The 18,660-nt window shown below is 41.8% G+C and carries 19 protein-coding genes; all 19 read right to left on the minus strand.

What is annotated here, in order from left to right; all coding sequences use genetic code 11:
* Positions 1-51: 51 nt before the first annotated feature.
* On the minus strand, positions 52-1,824 hold the full coding sequence (gene uvrC, locus ISX45_RS11630; protein ID WP_194520690.1) for an excinuclease ABC subunit UvrC: 1,773 nt from the start codon (positions 1,822-1,824) through the stop codon (positions 52-54).
* Positions 1,825-1,842: 18 nt separating this feature from the next.
* Positions 1,843-3,285 carry a nucleoporin-interacting protein gene (locus tag ISX45_RS11635; RefSeq protein ID WP_194519036.1) on the minus strand — a complete coding sequence of 481 codons (1,443 nt, stop codon included), beginning with the start codon at positions 3,283-3,285 and terminating at the stop codon, positions 1,843-1,845.
* A 52-nt stretch (positions 3,286-3,337) separates the two neighbouring features.
* A complete protein-coding gene (locus ISX45_RS11640) occupies positions 3,338-4,270 on the minus strand; it encodes an FTR1 family iron permease (protein ID WP_194519037.1) in 933 nt (310 codons plus the stop codon).
* Between the two features lie 27 nt (positions 4,271-4,297).
* On the minus strand, positions 4,298-5,056 hold the full coding sequence (locus tag ISX45_RS11645; protein WP_181554633.1) for a hypothetical protein: 759 nt from the start codon (positions 5,054-5,056) through the stop codon (positions 4,298-4,300).
* Between the two features lie 114 nt (positions 5,057-5,170).
* On the minus strand, positions 5,171-5,932 hold the full coding sequence (locus tag ISX45_RS11650) for a glycosyltransferase family 2 protein (protein WP_181554634.1): 762 nt from the start codon (positions 5,930-5,932) through the stop codon (positions 5,171-5,173).
* Positions 5,889-7,388, minus strand: coding sequence for an alkaline phosphatase family protein (locus tag ISX45_RS11655; protein ID WP_181554635.1), 1,500 nt, complete (start codon positions 7,386-7,388; stop codon positions 5,889-5,891). The genes ISX45_RS11650 and ISX45_RS11655 overlap by 44 nt, the downstream gene beginning before the upstream one ends.
* Positions 7,366-8,325 carry a lysylphosphatidylglycerol synthase transmembrane domain-containing protein gene (locus ISX45_RS11660; RefSeq protein ID WP_194519038.1) on the minus strand — a complete coding sequence of 320 codons (960 nt, stop codon included), beginning with the start codon at positions 8,323-8,325 and terminating at the stop codon, positions 7,366-7,368. The genes ISX45_RS11655 and ISX45_RS11660 overlap by 23 nt, the downstream gene beginning before the upstream one ends.
* A complete protein-coding gene (locus tag ISX45_RS11665; RefSeq protein WP_194519039.1) occupies positions 8,315-9,259 on the minus strand; it encodes an NAD-dependent epimerase/dehydratase family protein in 945 nt (314 codons plus the stop codon). The genes ISX45_RS11660 and ISX45_RS11665 overlap by 11 nt, the downstream gene beginning before the upstream one ends.
* Positions 9,260-9,746: 487 nt before the next feature.
* The gene (locus ISX45_RS19650; protein ID WP_228485541.1) at positions 9,747-9,989 is read right to left on the minus strand and encodes a hypothetical protein; all 243 of its coding nucleotides are present in this window, start codon (positions 9,987-9,989) and stop codon (positions 9,747-9,749) included.
* Positions 9,990-10,322: 333 nt separating this feature from the next.
* Positions 10,323-10,469 (minus strand): hypothetical protein, encoded by a 147-nt coding sequence (locus ISX45_RS19655; protein ID WP_228485542.1) that lies wholly within the window; start codon positions 10,467-10,469, stop codon positions 10,323-10,325.
* Positions 10,470-10,676: 207 nt separating this feature from the next.
* On the minus strand, positions 10,677-11,804 hold the full coding sequence (ssuD, locus tag ISX45_RS11675) for an FMNH2-dependent alkanesulfonate monooxygenase (RefSeq protein ID WP_194519040.1): 1,128 nt from the start codon (positions 11,802-11,804) through the stop codon (positions 10,677-10,679).
* Between the two features lie 23 nt (positions 11,805-11,827).
* Positions 11,828-12,361 (minus strand): NADPH-dependent FMN reductase, encoded by a 534-nt coding sequence (gene ssuE, locus ISX45_RS11680; RefSeq protein WP_181554639.1) that lies wholly within the window; start codon positions 12,359-12,361, stop codon positions 11,828-11,830.
* A 68-nt stretch (positions 12,362-12,429) separates the two neighbouring features.
* Positions 12,430-13,287 (minus strand): ABC transporter permease, encoded by an 858-nt coding sequence (locus tag ISX45_RS11685; RefSeq protein ID WP_194519041.1) that lies wholly within the window; start codon positions 13,285-13,287, stop codon positions 12,430-12,432.
* Positions 13,280-14,290: an aliphatic sulfonate ABC transporter substrate-binding protein gene (locus ISX45_RS11690; RefSeq protein ID WP_194520691.1), complete on the minus strand. Its 1,011-nt coding sequence runs from the start codon at positions 14,288-14,290 to the stop codon at positions 13,280-13,282. Before ISX45_RS11690 ends, ISX45_RS11685 begins: the two co-directional genes overlap by 8 nt.
* A gap of 33 nt (positions 14,291-14,323) precedes the next feature.
* Complete coding sequence (locus ISX45_RS11695; RefSeq protein ID WP_181554641.1) at positions 14,324-15,091, minus strand: ABC transporter ATP-binding protein; 768 nt, start codon at positions 15,089-15,091, stop codon at positions 14,324-14,326.
* A gap of 427 nt (positions 15,092-15,518) precedes the next feature.
* Entirely contained in the window at positions 15,519-15,833 is a 315-nt protein-coding gene (gene trxA / locus ISX45_RS11700; RefSeq protein WP_181554642.1) for a thioredoxin, read from the minus strand.
* 162 nt (positions 15,834-15,995) lie between these two features.
* Positions 15,996-16,973, minus strand: coding sequence for an electron transfer flavoprotein subunit alpha/FixB family protein (locus tag ISX45_RS11705; RefSeq protein WP_194519042.1), 978 nt, complete (start codon positions 16,971-16,973; stop codon positions 15,996-15,998).
* Between the two features lie 49 nt (positions 16,974-17,022).
* A complete protein-coding gene (locus tag ISX45_RS11710) occupies positions 17,023-17,796 on the minus strand; it encodes an electron transfer flavoprotein subunit beta/FixA family protein (protein ID WP_194519043.1) in 774 nt (257 codons plus the stop codon).
* A 64-nt stretch (positions 17,797-17,860) separates the two neighbouring features.
* Entirely contained in the window at positions 17,861-18,634 is a 774-nt protein-coding gene (locus tag ISX45_RS11715; RefSeq protein ID WP_194519044.1) for an enoyl-CoA hydratase, read from the minus strand.
* Between the last annotated feature and the right edge of the window lie 26 nt (positions 18,635-18,660).

The raw sequence follows: 18,660 nt of genomic DNA on the forward strand, positions 1-18,660 counted from the left end.
TGAATATGCAATTTAGGGAAATCATATCAAACTTTTATTTCGTTGACAATATTATTCTCGCAATTTCTCATAAATTTTTTTGGCTACCGCCAGTGGAATGTTCGCTTTCTGTAATTCTTCCACCGTTGCTTCTTTCATGTTTTTGATGGAGCCAAAATGTTTCAATAACGCTTTCTTGCGTTTTTCACCGACGCCCGGAATATCATCCAGCACCGATTGAAACAGCGATTTTCCCCGCATTTGGCGATGGAACGCAATCGCAAAACGATGGACCTCATCTTGAATGCGCTGCAATAAATAAAATTCTTGGCTGTTTCGCTCTAATGAAACGATTTGCGGTGGATCGCCCATAATCAATTCAGATGTGCGATGTTTTTCGTCTTTCACAAGACCGGCAAGCGGAATATCGAGCCCTAATTCGTTTTCAAGCACGTCACGCACAGCGGCTAAATGCCCCTTTCCCCCATCGATAATAATAAGGTCGGGAAGCGGCAATTGCTCTTTTAGCACACGCGTATAGCGTCTCCTTACGACCTCGCGCATCGACTCGTAATCATCAGGGCCTTCGACCGTCTTAATTTTATATTTGCGATATTCTTTTTTCTCCGGCTTGCCGTCAATAAAGACGATCATCGCGGAAACAGGATCCGCTCCGTGAATATTTGAGTTATCAAATGCTTCAATGCGGTGCGGCGTCGGAATTCCAAGCGTTTTTCCTAAGTTTTCAACCGCTTTAATCGTCCGTTCCTCATCACGCTCAATTAAATAAAATTTTTCTTTTAACGCGATTGCCGCGTTTTTGCATGCTAAATCAATAAGTTCTTTTTTCTTTCCCTTTTTTGGCTGAACAACCGTTACCTCTAGCAGCTTCTCCGCTAATTCACCGTCAATATCCATAGGTATGATGACTTCTTTCGGTTTGAAGTGATTCGCTTTTGTATAAAATTGCCCTAAAAATGTTAACAGTTCTTCATCCGGGTCTTGATACATTGGAAACATCGAAACGTCGCGTTCAATTAGCTTTCCTTGACGAATGAAAAACACCTGAACGCACATCCACCCTTTGTCATAGGCATAACCGAATACATCGCGGTCGACGAAATCGTTCAACGTCATCGTTTGTTTTTCCATTGTTGCTTCAATATGAGCGATTTGGTCACGATATTCTTTAGCCCGTTCAAATTCAAGCGCTTCGGCCGCTTTCATCATTTTTTCCGCTAGCTCTTTTTTCACTTCTTTATATCCGCCGTTTAAAAATCGCACGATTTGTTCGACGATCTCTTTATTTTGTTGTTCGGAAACAGGATGCACGCACGGCGCTAAACATTGTCCCATATGATAATACAGACAAACTCGGTTTGGCAGCGTCGAACATTTCCGAAGCGGATAAATACGGTCAAGCAGTTTTTTTGTTTCATTCGCCGCTTGCACGTTCGGGTATGGGCCGAAATATCTTCCGTGATCTTTTTTTACTTTTCTTGTAATGATGAGGCGAGGATGCTCCTCTGCCGTAATTTTTATAAACGGATAACTTTTGTCATCCTTTAGCATGACATTATATTTAGGGTCATATTTCTTAATCAAGTTCATTTCTAAAATAAGCGCTTCGACATTGGAGGATGTGACAATATATTCAAAATCGGCAATTTCATTGACGAGCCGCAGCGTTTTTCCATCATGAGTCCCCGTAAAGTACGAACGCACCCGATTTTTTAGTACTTTTGCTTTTCCTACATAAATGACCGTACCATTTTTATCTTTCATTAAATAACAGCCCGGTTGTTCCGGAAGTACGGCTAATTTTTCTTTTAAGTGATCATGCATCATAATCACTCCATTATTTTAATCTATCCATTCATATAAGGTGATGTTCCCATATACCGGATCCGCCAGTGTACTTGAATGATACGTTTTCACTTTGCGCAAATGTCCGGCAAGAGAAATTCCTTGCGCTCGAAATCCTTTTATGACATGATCTGTCATATAAATTTTAACATGTTGATAGTTCTCCTTGTCCTGTAAAAAAAATGAAAAATGTAACACTTGCTTATGGGGAAAATCAACGTGAAGATATTGTAACACCCTCGTTTCTTCCCACGTATACAACACGAAACGTTCATTGCTGTTTTGTAAATCATACGCCAACTGATACGTTGCTGGCAAGCGCGATGCTTGTTCTCGCACATTGAACGCTCCGACGATGAGTTGAGCGGTCAAAATCATCACCGCTAACACCAGCCGATTAGCAGATACTGTTTTATTAAAATAACGCGCCCATCCGTAAAACAAAAGAAGATGAATGAGCGGAACAATGTGGCGGGGCTTGTCAATGTTTTGGGCTAATAATGCCCAAAGAAAATAAGCGAAGCCGGAAAAAACAAGCCAGCGTGAAAACATAAATGAGCGGGATTGGCGAGCACATATCAGCATAACGATATATAACAAAAGCAACAACACTGTTTTACTCGCTACACCTATCCAAATGATATTATAAAATATAAATTGGATGATTCTCTGAAAAAATGATTGCTCATCGCTCGTAGCTGCACCGCCCCATTCATGAAAATGACCATTCGTAAACGAAAAAGCAAGCTTCAAAAAGGATTTGAAGCTTCCTTCCGTGGCAGCAACCGCCGTCACCCAAATAAGTTGAAAGAGAAAAAAGGCAAGCAAAAAGAAAAGAATTCTCCTCACGTTTCGATTCCGTTTCCAATCTTCATACCATAAAAATGCGATGGCAACTCCAAAAGGAGCGTATGAAAGGCGAATTCCCATTAATAGGCTAAAAAAGCCTAAGGGAAGAAGTTGCGTCCACCACGCGGTATTCTCTCTTGCTCTCTCTATCGCCCACCAATACCACCATAAAACCGCTAATGCTGCTCCTTCTGACATTGGCTCGTCAGCAATGACCATCACATAACTTGCCGATTGAATGAGCGCAATGATGAGCAATGTTATTTTGGTTGAGTGATTCTTTTTAAGAAGGAAAAACATTGGGATCGTTGCTGATAACAAGGCAAGCACATTAAACACAGATAAGGCTTTCGCAGGATTATCAATGAACGCGTGAACAAACATACCGCCAAGAATGAAATACGGATACCCCGGAAAATGCGGTTGCATTGCCAATAAATCATAGCGGTCTAACGCAAGTACGAAATCAACTTGATCCCATGTGGCAGCATAAGAGCTTGCATAACGAATCTCAACATAAAATACGATAAATAAGATGAACAAACTAAAATATGACACAAATCGATTATTTCCCAGAAAATGTTTTACCATGTTCCTCACCTTTACAAATGAAAAAGCACAAGACAACAGCGTCTTGTACTTTTTACACAACATTTTTTGTTTTTGGTCCAAGCGCTTGAGCGTCCGCTTCTTTTTGCTCCGCGTTTCTTGTTTCTTTCGCATGTCGACTGGTGACTAATAAATAAATAACGACAAAGTAACCGACGTAAGCAATGACCTCTTCTAATGACGGCATCGCCGAATACCCGAACAGCGCTTTTAAAAATACACCGACATTTCCTGAGAAAATCGGCGCAACTCCGTGGTCACGAAGATAGTGTTCATAGTCAATCGGATGTTCAGGTAACAGCCATGTCAAATCGTATACATGCGGCATAACGCTGCCGATGATGTTTAAATCTTGAAGCATGGAAATTCCTTGAACTAACAGCCCTGCAGCAATCAAAATAATGAACGCACCTGTCACCTTAAAAAATGTTTTGAGCGGTACGCGCATTGTACCTTTGAAGAAGAAGTAACTGACAACTGCGGCAATCATAATGCCTGTTGCCGCTCCCCAGCCTTGCATCGCTGCTCCAAGGTTTCCATGCGTGATGGCAGCAAAGAAAAATACTGTTTCCACACCTTCACGAAGCACGACTAAAAACGAATGAATCACCATGCCGACGACATTCCCTGTCGTAATAAATCTATCCATCTTTCCTTCGACACTTTTTTTCATGTCGCGACTATGCTCTGCCATCCAAAAGACCATTTGCGTTAACAAAATCACAGAAATAAACATAATCGCGATTTTTAAATACGTTTCGCTTCCCATGACCGCAAACCCTGTAAAAACGACCTGGAAGAGCAGCGCAACACCAGCGCTCGCTAAAACAGCCAATCCAGCCCCTAGCCATACATATTTCGTATATTCTTTATGATTGACACGCTTTAAATAAGACGTAATAATTCCAACAATAAGCAGAGCCTCTAACGCTTCACGAAACGTAATTAACAGCGCTTGAACTTCCATGCGATGATCCCCTTTCCTCCCGAACGATTATGTTCGTCTTCGCCGTAGCGAATAAATGACCACTCCACCAATGACAACAATGAGAACAACAAGCGGAATCCAGTTTTTCAGCTTCGATAAATCGGTCCAGTCTTTTTGCTGCACTGCTTCCGACTTTTCCGTCGCACTTTCAGAAAAATGTCCGACTTTTAAACTTTTTAATCCAAATTGTTTTTGTAAGGATGTTAAAATGATGTCTTCGCTTTTCTTAAATTGGTCGATATTCGATTGTTTTTGGCCGACACCAAACAATCCAGGATTTCCTAATGATTGCAATGCTTTGTCGAACTCGTCTCTCATTTGTTTGTCAAGCGCCGCATCTTTCGCTTGCACGATCGGAGACAGTGCTTCGTATGTAGCAAATGCTTTCGCTAACAGACGCTTGCTTGTATCGTATTGGTCAAAATTTTTCTCGATGTTTTCCAAACGCCGCGCGATATTTAAAACGAGGATTTTTCTCATATCTTTCAATACGGTTTCTTTCTCTTTCGCTTTGATCGCTGCTAACACAGCCTTCGATGGCTCTGTTCCCATATGCATATCTATTTCTTCTTTCACTGTTTCAAAAATCTCTTTTGCCTCAGCAAAATTAGGTGGTTGTTGATTCAATTTTTCAGCCATTTGCTTATATACTTCCGCGACTTTCTCTTCGTTTGGGTCACCATATGAATAAGCAAACGCAATCGATGATGTATGATTGAAAATGAATATCAATAATAAACAAAAAAATAAATACAATCGCTTCATCTCTAAGTTTCCTCCTACACGATTAATGATAATCATTATCATCTTATGTGTCAATAAAAAAGATTACAGAAATTCCCTTTACTTTTTTAAAAAGTAAAAGGAGAACATCATTCGTTATGAACAATTTTTTGTTTCATCGGTCGGAAGTAAGTGAGCATTCAGATCAATTTGTACCTTTTCTACGGGTCTCCTCATTTCTTTCCAAATCGCTGGAAGAACGGCGGTAAGATAGGCGCGAAATTTAATAAACGATTTCCCTGTTGTTCGCACTTGATAGCGGATCGGTACTTCTTTGACACGAAACCCTTTGCGAACTAAATTTAGTGTCAGCACTTGCGCATAATTGTAATCGTGAATAATTTCTGCATGTTCCATCGCTTGACGGGAAAACGCACGCATTCCTGATTGTCCATCATAAATCCATGTTCGCAGCAACACCGATTGCAATAGCGTAAAGCAATAATTGCCGAGGCGGCGATGTAACTTCATCCCCTGAATCGTTCCAAGAAAGCGAGCCCCCATCGTATAGTCTGCCTCTCCATTAAAAATGGGGGCAAGTAAATCAGGAATTTGGTCAGCTGGATATTCGTTATCAGCATCAATCATCACACCGATATCCGCTCCGAGACGTATGCATTCTTTCAATCCTTGGCGCACCGCTGCCCCAAGCCCGTAATTTTGGCCCATTTTGTAAATATAATCTGCTCCTGCCGCTTGTGCGACCGCCGCCGTTTCGTCGGTTGAGCCGTCATCGATGACTAAGACGTTCACTTCGACCAATGGATGAAACTGGCGAGGGATTTTTCTAATGACCTCACCGATGGACTGTTCTTCATTGTACGCGGGTAAAAACACGATCACTTTTTGTTTCTTCATGCTGTTCCCTCTTTCGAATCGCTTCGATTAATACCGGGCCACGACTATGACTCGGATAAGGAGCTCCTAACAAATACGCAATGGTTGGCGCTAGCGATACGAGACTTTGTTTTTCATCAATTCGCTTTCCTCGTTCAATAGCTGGTCCATACATAAAAAATGGCACATATCGTTCCCCTTCATCAAGATGGCCGTGTCCGCCAATGCCATCAGCTTGTCCATGATCCGCACAGATGATGAGCGTCGCGTTTTTCAATTTTCCTTGCTCTTCAAGCCATTCTACATACTCTTGAATTAATGCATCAGCTTCTTCGATTTTTTGAATGTATTCATCGTACAAGACCCCGCGGCTATGACCCGTTTGGTCTGTCGCAATCAACTGCACGACGAACAAATCGGGATCTTGCTCCTTCATAATGAGTTTCGCGCGCTCGATAATGTTTCGGTCGGCAACATCGTTATGCATGACCGCCGTTACTGTTTCAACATCATCACCCAGCGAATCGACAAGGTGGGCAATGCCTAACAGTCGACCGGTTTTCCCGACTTTTCGTAACGAATCAAAAATGCTTTCGACCTTGATCCCGAGTTTCCATACCATATTGGACTTGATGCCATGTTCAAATGGATATGTTCCTGTAAACATCGATGTAAAACAAACGACCGTACGAGCTGGATATACCGTTTCCATTTGCGTAAACTCCGTCCCATTTTTACGTAACGATTTTAAAAATGGCGCGTTCGCTTGCTCAAAACGGTCTTTCCGCATTCCGTCAATGACAATCACAATGACCTTATCATTTAATGCGCGTGCAGGGATATCGACATTGTTCGTATACGTCGGAATCACGTTTGGCTTCCAGTCAAATAGCTGCTTATGTAAAACAAACGAAAACAAGAAGACGCCTGTATAATACATCACAAAACTAGCGATATTCAGCGTTTGCCATCCGCCTTCGATCTGCTCATACGCATATTGCCATATCGACAATAAAAGCAAAAACTTCGGAAGTTGCTCTTGCGCGTTTCCGCTTGTCGAATCGCTATTTTTCAATACCAACTTCCAAAAGCGGGTGAAGTTCCACCATGTTGTCCCGATGCGCAAATGGTAATAAAGCGTTCCCCAAAAAAACACGGTAAAGAAAAAATACAAACCAATCGCTAAAGCGATTAATGAAAGGTCAGCAAACCGCCAAATGATTAAAAAGCCCACATATGGAATCCATAGATAATTCCGCAAAAATAACGGATAATCGTATATATAATAGATAACAAGAAGCGGCAACATCAATAGAAAACTAGACAAAAGCTGCTTGACATTCTCAACATTTCCGAGATCAGTCAAATGATAAAGCACCATCGTGCCTATAACAAAAATGGGGGTAAATGGTTTCCCTTCATTTAACAAGTTCCAGCATCTTGCTGCTACTTTTTCAACTTTTGATGCTTTTTTCATACTCCCTCACTTCCTTCTTCAACAATGAACGAACAAGCTGAACCTCTTTTGGAGATGCAACAAAAACTACAAGCCCAATAATATAAGAAAATGCAAACTTAAACGCATGAGTAACAATGGCCGCCATGTATGCTTTATCCCATAACGGCACAATTCTCGTTATCGCAAATGCCATCACTGCTTCATACGTAGCTAGACCGCCCGGGGCGATTTGAAACACTTGACCGGATACCGTTACGCTATTTACCCATACGGACTCAAAGATTGATAATGATAATCCCAGCATATTGGCCATCTCATATATCACAATCGCTTCACAAATCCAACTGAAAGCAATGAAGCTTACAATATATACTCCACGCCGCCCTACTAATGCATCCAGAAACATGTGCATATGCTTACGAATAAATTTGACATTCCATTTTCGCAACAAAACAGCAACGATCATGACCGTCCCAGTAATGCCAAGAAAGATAAACATGCTTGTCCTGATCGGGAATCGATTCAAATACATGTACATCCCACATGCCGAAAAAAGACATAACACAAGCATATCCATTATCCGCATAACGGCAACAGAATGAATAGATTCATCGACTGATACTCCCCTCTGCTTCGCTAAAACAGCAACACGAGCAATATCCCCTATTTTCATTGGTGCAAGATGATTGATAAGTAAACTCATAAATAATCCTTTTAAATAAACAGTGAGAGAAATGTCTTTTCCAACATACGATTTCCACACTAGTGCCCGCAGCCAAAAGGAAACACCGTATACAACAAACATCACTGTCAACTTGTCCGGCGCCGTTAGCAGCAGGTGAAAATGGTCAAGGAGCTTACTCCCCTCAAAATAGTGATACGTCAGCCATAAAAACGTAACGACAAGTCCGATCCCTATAAGCCTTATGGTGATTTTTCCATACTTATACTTCATAGTTTTTTGCCCACGCAATCGTTTTGGCCAGCCCCTCCTCAAATGAAACGGTCGGCTTATATCCAAAGGCTTGTTGCGCCTTTGTAATGTCAGCCCATGTCGCTTTCACATCACCAACCCGTTCAGGGGCATATCGCACTTTCATCGTTGGAAAATGCTTTTGTAAATGATGCAACAATTCTTCCATAGTAACCGGACGCCCTGAGCCTAAATTAAACACATCGTTTCCCCCGCGTCTATGTAGCGCCGCCACCATTCCATTCACGATATCGTCGACAAACGTGTAGTCTCTGGCGGTTTTAGTTCCGTACACTACAATCTCTTCTCCGTTTAATAATCGGCGAATAAACTTACTGATTGCCATATCAGGACGTCCCCACGGACCATAAACGGTAAAATAGCGGAAAATCGTTAATTGATATCCGAACAAATTGGCGTACGCATAACAAAAAGACTCTGCCCCATATTTCGCCGCCGCATACGGAGAAATGACATTTCCCGTTGCCATTTCTTCTTTGAGAGGCATGTTTCCTTGATCGCCGTAGACGGAAGATGAAGAAGCAAACAGTACATGGCTGGCACCAGCTTTTCCTGCCGCATTTACTACGTTAATTGTCGCTTTAATATCGTAATCAACATACTCAAGCGGTTGAAGCAGCGAATTCGGAACGCCGGGCAAAGCAGCTAAATGGTAAACACAATCAGGTTGATAACGGCGAAACAAAGCTTCTGTTTTTTCGCCATCAAGCAGGTCAATTTCATAGACCGGGACACTACTACTACCCGTGAGTTCACGAAACTGTTGGCGCTTGCGTTCAGTAGAGTAGTAGGGATGGAAGTTATCAATGACAATGACGTCGTGTTGCAGCGAGAGCAATTTAGCTGCAAGATGGCTGCCGATAAATCCTGCTCCACCTGTAATGAAGATTTTCAATCGATTCACCTCAAGTTTATCGTTCATTCCTACTAGCATATTATCATAAGAAAATAAGAAAACAGAAACACCAAAATCTGTTTTTGAGAGATAAAGGCAAAAAGGGGCTTACCCAAAATCCGGAAACAGCCCTATGAATCACCGTATCATCCCTTTTGGAATCGCCCTTTTCTCGATGCCGCCATTATTTCGCTTTTTTCACAATGGTTTGTAATATCGTTCTTCATTAAGAAAGAACATTTTCCTCCTCTTCTTTGTTCTTCGCCTTTACTGCTTCTATGTTTGTGCTTGGTCATAAAGTGTTGTGTATGCTTGCTTATCTAGTCATCATTTATCATTCGTACCATGTTAAAAGCGCTGTCACAGCTGATTCATCTTTGCCCAAATTCTTCATAACTTATGTAATGCAGCTTTGGCTAAACCACATGCAAACACATGATTGATTGTTTTGAAATTAAATTGTCTTTACACCGATTTGCAAATCAAACTAGTACGCTTCCTCCGCTGCCTGTTTTTTCATATATGGGTAAACAGATTGATAGAATGCCTCCTGTCCTTCTGCTTGTTCGACTTTCGCTTCTTTTTCATCTCTTCTTTTGCCACATTGACTTGCCTTTGCCGCATCACCGTTTAAAAACGCTCTCGTCACTAAATAAAATGTTTTTATTATGTTTTCTACTTGGTTGCTAAGCAGAAGCGCTAATTTATGATCTTTTCTACGACATTTCAACTTCAGTGAATTCCTCTTCCGTCGTGTTTACTAGATTTTTGCTGTAAGCAGCATCACGCCATGTTTTTCCGCCGCTGGCTGTAAAATTTCTTTCTTCTTTATTTATCCATTTTCTTCGATTTTGGCAGACTTATGTTTACTGGTTGTATAAAATACTTTTTGCATTAATTTATCAAAAATTCGTTTCACCACCATAGCGGAAGCGAACCGTCTTTTCCCGCTGCTAATGATGTAGTGATATATTGTCTTAAAATTCTTCGCCTCGCTTCTATACAAGCACGTGTAAATTGGTGTCATACAAGTTGAATGCCTTGATCAAAATCGACTTTTGGACTATCTTTTGCTTTTTCTAATTCCATAGCTGCTTGTTGGAATACGTCCCGTAATGATCTTCTTCTGCTTCTTTTCCCCTGTTTCTGCTGATTTTCCTTCTTTTTGTTCAAAAGCAACTTGTTGTTTTCTTTGCCGCTGCTTCCCCATTATTGGAGCACGCGCCCCGATCATGCAAACGCAGTAAAAACAGCGATCATCTTTCACTTAACTAACTATGGAGTTCCCCTAGATACCTTTTCGATAACGATTTTCATTAACATAAGCTGATTATAATAGAGAATGATTATTAACATCAATAAGCTTTTTGTAAAATAAAAATGACCCGCCGGATTTATCGGCAGGTTCTGCTTTTGTTTACACTTTAATAAATGAAGGGAAAAATTCATTTCCGATAATTTCTCCTTGTACGCTGCTTTCCTTTGACTTACTGTTACTCAATGGCAAAAGCGGAAATAACAATTCAGCAACACGGTATGCTTCTTCTAAATGTGGATAGCCAGATAAGATAAAATGATGAATCCCTAATTGTCGGTATTCTAGCAGACGTTTTGCCACAGTTTCCGGATCCCCCACTAAAGCCGTTCCTGCTCCTCCTCTTACAAGACCGACCCCTGCCCATAAGTTAGGGCTAATTTCCAAAGACTCTCTGCTTCCGTTATGCAGTTGTCTCATTCTCTGCTGTCCTATGGAGTCATAGCGGGAAAATACTCGCTGCGCCTCTTGAATCGTTTTCTCATCCACATATTGAATCAGCCGTTCGGCAGCGTCCCATGCTTCCCTTTCCGTTTCACGAACAATGATATGAAGCCGTATTCCAAATTCGACCGTTCTCCCTTGCTTCTCGGCCAGTCTTCTCACTTCTGAAATCTTCTTTTCTACCTGCTCTGGTGGTTCCCCCCAAGTTAAATATACGTCCGCATGTTTTGCTGCTACGAGTTGCCCCGCCGAAGACGAGCCGCCAAAATAAATCGGAGGATACGGCTTTTGCACAGGAGGAAATAGAAGTTTTCCGCCTTTCACTTTTAGATGTTTCCCTTCAAATGTCACTTCTTCACCGTTCAGCAGCCCTTTCCAAATCGTAAGGAATTCATCTGTTGCTTCATAACGTTCATCATGGCTTAAAAACAGGCCGTCCCCACCGAGCTCTACAGGGTCTCCGCCAGCTACTACATTGATCAGCAGTCGTCCCCCGGAAATTCTATCAAGCGTTGAAGCCATTCTTGCGGCCAAGGTAGGAGACATCAAACCAGGGCGAACAGCTACAAGAAACTTTAATTGTTCTGTTTCCGTCGCAAGTGCTGCCGCTAACAACCACGGATCTTCGCATGATTTTCCAGTAGGAATCAATACTCCTTTATATCCAAGTCGATCCGCAGCTTGTGCAATTTGGCGAAAGTAGCTATACTCAGCTGAACGTCCTCCTTTTGTCGTTCCGAGATATCGCCCATCCCCATGAGAAGGAATAAACCATAAAATTTCCATTCTCCTTACCCCTTTCTATTTATTTAAATAGTCGGTTCCTTTCTTTCGATGGCTTTCAACAAACTTTCAACTCTTTCTTCCAGCTCTCTATCTAAAAATACATCTCCTTTCTCATTTCGCTGAATATTCGTATCTAAAATAAATACTCCGTGCAAAATCTCCTTCGCTCCCATTATGGAAAAAATCGGTTTAAGAGCATATTCAATGGATAAAAGATGGGCGATCGTTCCCCCCGTTACGACTGGGGCAATCACCTTACCCGCGAAAATCTTTTCTGGTAACAAGTCGAGAAAAGCTTTTAAAATTCCTGTATAGCTTCCCTTGTAGACGGGACTTAACACAATTACGGCATCTGCATGGCGAATCAACTCATGGGTATGGGTAATCGCCTTGCTATTAAAGTTGCCATATAACAAGTCCTCCGCTGGCAATTCACGTACATCAATCAAAGAGGTACGATGATTTCTCTCTATTAACTCCTTTTGTAATTGGTTCGTAATGGAAGCTGTTTTAGAATTTTTAGATGGACTCCCAGAAATCAATACAATATTGGCCATACTTATTTCCTCTCCTTTGTATGAAATCTATGTCCATAAACGCCGGCCTCTCGTCTTTACGTACGTTCTTATATGCTCCCTTTATACGTATCCTGCCAACGAAGCAATCGTTTTTCTAATAATCGGACAAACGAATCTGTCAGTTTTCCAACCGCTGCGAAAATGATAATGCCGACAAAGACAATATCGGTATTACTAAACTGCCTTGCATCCATCATCATATAACCGATTCCTTCTGTTGACCCCATCAGTTCAGCAACAACTAGCGCTAGCCACGCAGCCCCAAGGGATAAACGAATCCCTAATAAAATATTGGGAAGAGCAGAAGGTAAAATGAGCAGCTTGATTTTCTTCCATTGGCTGAAATGAAGAATGCGCGCTACATCAAACAGCTTTGCATCGACGCCGCGTATGCCAAGAAATGTATTTACATAAATCGGAAAGAACGCTCCTTTGGCAATGAGTAAAATTTTAGACGCTTCTCCAAACCCGAACCATAAGATAAAAAGCGGTGCCACGGCAAGATGAGGAATCGTCCTCAACATTTGTAGAGTCGAGTCTAATACTCCTTCCGTTTTCGTTGAAAAACCTACGGCGATACCTGCAACAATACCGAGACCAGCTCCCAATAAAAATCCTGCTGCTGCACGAAATACGCTAATTTTCAAATGGGTAGCCAGTTCTCCTGAAACTGCCAGATGGTAAAACGCTTGAACAATGTCCAATGGAGTCGGCAATACCGTTTTGGAGACTGTACCAAGCATCCCCGTAAGCTGCCATCCAACAAGTAGAAGGAGCGGCAAAATTGCATGTGTAGCCCCTTTTTTTAAACTTTTCTTCCATCTGTCGTCTTTAAAAATAAAAATTCGCCCTACCCGCTCCTTTCGTACAAGGAGTTGTCTAGCGGTCATGGTCGTTTTATCCATTATTTTCCTCACCTTCCTTCTTCAGTTCTTGCAATGCTTTTTTAATAAATTGGTTATCGACTACTTTACTTGTATCAATCTTCGTTTTAATGATTTTTTGCGAATATTGAAAATCGGCCGTTTTCTGTTGAGCTTTGATAATGTCATCAGTAATAGGCTCATTTAATGCTGGATTGTTGCGCAACGCTTGCGCAACGACTTCCTTATCCAATTTCTTCGCTTCCGCATAAATAGAAACCGCTTCGTCAAAATGCTCATTCTGCCAACGTCGTGCTTTCTCGTACACTTTTAAAAATTGAACCGTTAAATCAGGATGTTCCTTTGTAAACCCGGATCGTGCGATCACAAACCCCGGCGAATAAACATGAAGAGTCTCTCCGTCTGCCAGCACCTTCGCTTTGTTTTTAATTGTTTCATAGGAGATATACGGCTCCCAAATCGCCCAAGCGTCCACTTTGCGAGTTTCAAAGGCTGCTTGGGCTTCATCTGGTTGCAGCTGAATCATTTCCACATCGGATGCCTTCAATCCGGCATGCTGAAGTGCTTCATATAAAAAATTAAATCCGCTGCTGCCTTTGGCAACGGCAATCTTTTTTCCTTTTAAATCCTTCAAATCCTTGATTTTGCTTCCTTTTGGAATGAGGATAGCATCTCCTTTTAGCCCGTCGGAGCTTTTGCTGATTTCTTTAAAATCAATGTTTGCCGCTTGAGCAGAAATAACGGGAGAATTCCCCACAGCGCCAAAATCGAGATTATTCGAAGCCATTGCTTCAAAATGTGGAGGTCCACTTTGAAACTCGGTCCACTTGACTTTCACGCCTTCTTTTTCAAATTCTTTTTCAAACCATCCTTTTTCTTTTGCTAATAAAAGTGGACCGAGGCTTTGTTGAATTCCTATTCGAATCGTGACATTTTCTGTTTTCTTCTTCGATCCAGTAGCAACATTTTCACTGCTACATCCGAAAACAAATGAAATAAGCCCGATCATCAACAGAAAAGCCATTCTTTTTCTCACCTTGAAACTTCCCCCTCTATATTAGATTCCAAGTCCCTCCATCAAAGGAGGAGCTTCTATGGTTTCGAACTCTTTCAACACGTTTTGTCTCATTTCTTGAAAAGACGGATGAGCCCGTTGTCTCGGAAACGGTAAATGGATAGGAATGATTCTGCTGATCCGCCCTGGTTTTGCCTTCATGATGACTACTCGACTCCCTAGATAAACAGCTTCATCCAAATCATGAGTCACTAAAATCATCGTTATGCGCTTGTTCCTCCATACTTCCAAAAGAACATCCTGCAAATGTTTTCTTGTAAACGCATCAAGTGCACTAAAAGGTTCATCTAGTAACAATATTTTTGGTTCTCGCAACAGCGCTCTAGCAATCGAGACTCGCTGTGACATTCCTCCCGACAATTCCTTTGGATAGGCTTTCTCAAACCCTTTCAGCCGGACAATATCAATCAATTCATCTACCTTTTTGCGAATTTCCCGATCTCTCAGCGATAAATTTGCAGCAATATTTTCTTCGACGGTCAACCACGGGAATAGGCGATGTTCTTGGAAAATAAATCCTTGATTCGTTCCCGGTCCTTGAATAGGAACGCCATTCATTTCCACGATCCCGTTGTAATCCGCATCAAGTCCAGCAATGATTTTTAGCAAGGTGCTTTTTCCGCAGCCACTTGGACCAATGACAGTGACAAATTCTCCATCGGCAATCTCTAAATGGATATCCTGAAGAGCATGAACCGTCGTCTGTCCTTTTCGGAAAGACTTATCTCTTATATGAATCTGTACACCCAAAAGCGATCCCTCCTTATCATCCTTGTGATTGGTTTCAATCCTTTACTATCTACATTCTTGATGCGAAGTAAATTTTATTTATTATTCCGATAGGAAAACTATGTTTAATAGAAAGAAAAAAAGTCTTTGATGCATGAAACATCTCATGTCATCAAAGACCTTCGGTATGTCCGATCAGCCCGCTAACTTTATACAAACTTTTCCTATCGGTTTTATTGTATACAAATATAAATGATTTTTGTTAGTCAGTCAACGTTTTTTTACATTTATTCTCAAATTATCCATCCTTACTTCTATCTATAATCTAGAGAGAAACTTTTTTGTAAATGAGAGGAGAGCTCGTCTCATAACTTATGAAACCGCCAATAAATGTAAGATGTAAAAAAGAGGCTCAGACGATTGTCCGAACCTCTTTTAACTCCATCGATTACACATGTTTTTCTAACAATTGTACAAGCGCTTCTTTTGGCTGGTATCCGACTACTTTATCTACAACTTCGCCGTTTTTGAAAACGTACAAAGTCGGAATGCTCATTACGCCGTATTTTGCTGCAGTTTCTTGGTTTTCATCGACGTTCACTTTCACTATTTTTACTTTGTCTCCCATTTCTTGATCTACTTCTTCTAAAACAGGTGCGATCATTCGGCAAGGTCCGCACCAAGGAGCCCAAAAGTCGACTACTACAACTCCCTCGCCTGTTTCTGTCGCAAATGTTTGATCAGTCGCATTTACAATTGCCATTATCCATTCCTCCTATTCATAACTTCATAACTATGTGCATGTAAACAAAGTATATCATTTAATCGATGCAGGTGCTAACTTTTTGCTTCACTTCTAATATTCGCTTTCACAAGATAATTATGCTTAAGAAAAAAACGGGCTTCTCACCCGTTTTGAAAATCGTTATGAACGCACTTTCAGCTTTTTAAACTCTTCCGTTAAAAGCGGTACAACTTCGAATAAATCGCCGACAATGCCGTAATCCGCCACTTTGAAAATGTTTGCTTCAGGGTCTTTGTTAATGGCGACAATGACTTTGGAGTTGGACATACCGGCTAAGTGTTGAATCGCTCCGGAAATGCCGCACGCGATATAAAGATCAGGAGTAACCACTTTTCCAGTTTGGCCAATTTGCAATGAGTAGTCGCAATAGCCAGCATCGCACGCACCGCGTGACGCCCCAACGGCGCCTCCTAACACTTCGGCTAATTCTTGAAGCGGTTTAAATCCATCCGCGCTTTTCACGCCGCGACCGCCAGCGACGATGACTTTCGCTTCCGATAAGTCGACACCTTCAGCTGTTTTACGGACAACTTCTTTAACAATTGTACGCAGGTCTTTAATATTAGCGGATAGGTTCGTGACATTCCCTGAACGTGCTTCATCCCGCTCAAGCACTGGAATATTGTTTGGACGAACGGTAACAAAAATTACACCATCGGTGACGATTTTCTTTTCAAACGCTTTTCCAGAGTAAATCGGACGCGTAAACACTAAGTTTCCGCCCGCTTCTTCTACAGCAACGACGTCGGAAACAAGACCGGAGTTTAATTTTGTCGCTAATTTTGGCGCTAAATCTTTTCCTAACGCAGTATGACCAAAGACAATTCCTTCCGGTTTTTCCGAATCGATAACTGCCATGAGCGCTTGGCCATAGCCATCGGAAGTGTAATGATTCAATTTCTCATTTTCAACAGTGACGACGCGGTCTGCTCCGTAATAAATAAGCTCATTGGCATATGACTGAGCGCTCTCTCCGAGCAATACAGCCACGACTTCTCCGCCTTGAGCGATCGTTTTCGCGGCAGCAATCGCTTCAAATGAAACGTTTCTTAATGATCCGTCACGAATTTCTGCTAATGTTATTACTTTTCGACTCATGTTCCATCCCCCTGTTTGCTAAAATAAACGATTGCGATTCTTCACATCATTAAACGACTTTCGCTTCTGTGCGTAACAGCGTGACAAGCTCCTTTACTTGATCCGCCAGCTCGCCTTGAAGAATTTTTCCTGCCTCTTTTTTCGGCGGCAAGAAAATTTCGATTGTTTTTGTTTTCGCTTCTACATCATCTTCTTCTAAGTCCAAGTCATCTAACTCTAATTCTTCGAGCGGCTTCTTTTTCGCTTTCATAATTCCTGGCAAAGAAGGATAGCGCGGTTCATTTAACCCTTGTTGCGCTGTCACCAGCAATGGAAGCGATGCTTCAATGATTTCTTCGTCTCCTTCAACATCGCGAACGATCGTTACTTTTCCACCATCAATGTCAAGCTTCGTAATCGTCGTCACGTAAGAAATGCCAAGCAATTCAGCGACGCGCGGGCCAACTTGTCCTGAGCCGCCGTCAATCGCCACATTTCCAGCTAAAATTAAATCTGGCTGCTTATCTTTTAAATATTCGGCAATAATTTTTGCAGTGGTATATTGATCTTGTTCTTCTACATCATCTTCGACGTTGATTAACACTGCTTTATCGCATCCCATCGCCAATGCAGTACGCAATTCTTTTTCCGCGTCCTCATTTCCTACGGTAATCACGGTAATTTCTCCGCCATGCTTGTCGCGAACTTGAATCGCCTCTTCAATCGCGTATTCATCATACGGATTAATAATAAACTCAGCACCATCTTCATTCACTTTGCCGTTCGCAATGACAATTTTCTCTTCTGTGTCAAACGTGCGCTTCATTAAGACAAAAATGTTCATGAAAGCCCCTCCTTATGTTTATGAAACATTTATTCAGTTTTAAATATTCTGTAAATTTAAGTTGCTATTTTCCTTGAAATTGCGGAGATCGCTTTTCGATAAATGCTTGTACGCCTTCCTTTGCATCTTCGGATGTAAACACGTTTCCGAACAGCTCTGCTTCATAGCGGACCGCTTCATGAAATGATTTTTCCTTCGCGGCGTTTAAAAGTTGAAGCGTAGCGCGAATGGAAATCGGGCTTTTTTGCGCGATTTTGTTTGCTAATGTTTTCGCTTCCTCCAGCAGCTGTTCTTCTGGTACCGCCCGGTTCGCCAGACCCCATTGAACCGCTTCTGTGCCGGTAATCGGTTCACTTGTCCACATCATTTCTGCCGCTTTTCCGAAACCAACGTAACGGGGTAATCGCTGTGTTCCAGCAAATCCCGGAATAATGCCCAGCTGCAATTCCGGCAATCCGAGTTTGGCGTTTTCTGCAACTATACGAATATGGCAACTCATCGCCAGCTCCAATCCCCCACCTAATGCAGCTCCGTGGATGGCGGCAATGATCGGTTTTGGAAATTGCTCTATCTGCTCCATGACTTGTTGACCTGCACGTGCCAACTTCGCTGCCTGCTCTCTTGAGCTAACAGCTGTAAATTCTTTAATATCGGCACCAGCGGAGAAAAATCTCCCTTCTCCATGAAGAAGAATGACCCGAACTTTGTCATCGGTCTCTAATTGTTCTAACAGCATTGAAAGCTCTTTCAAAACAGCGGACGATAATGCGTTAGCCGGAGGGTGCAAAAGAGAAACAGTCGCGACAAATCCCTCCGTATTCGTTTTGAAAAACTCCATGTTCTCCCTCTCCCCTTTGTCATTTT

This window comes from Thermaerobacillus caldiproteolyticus (assembly GCF_015326725.1).
Classification (GTDB): Bacteria; Bacillota; Bacilli; order Bacillales; family Anoxybacillaceae; genus Thermaerobacillus; species Thermaerobacillus caldiproteolyticus.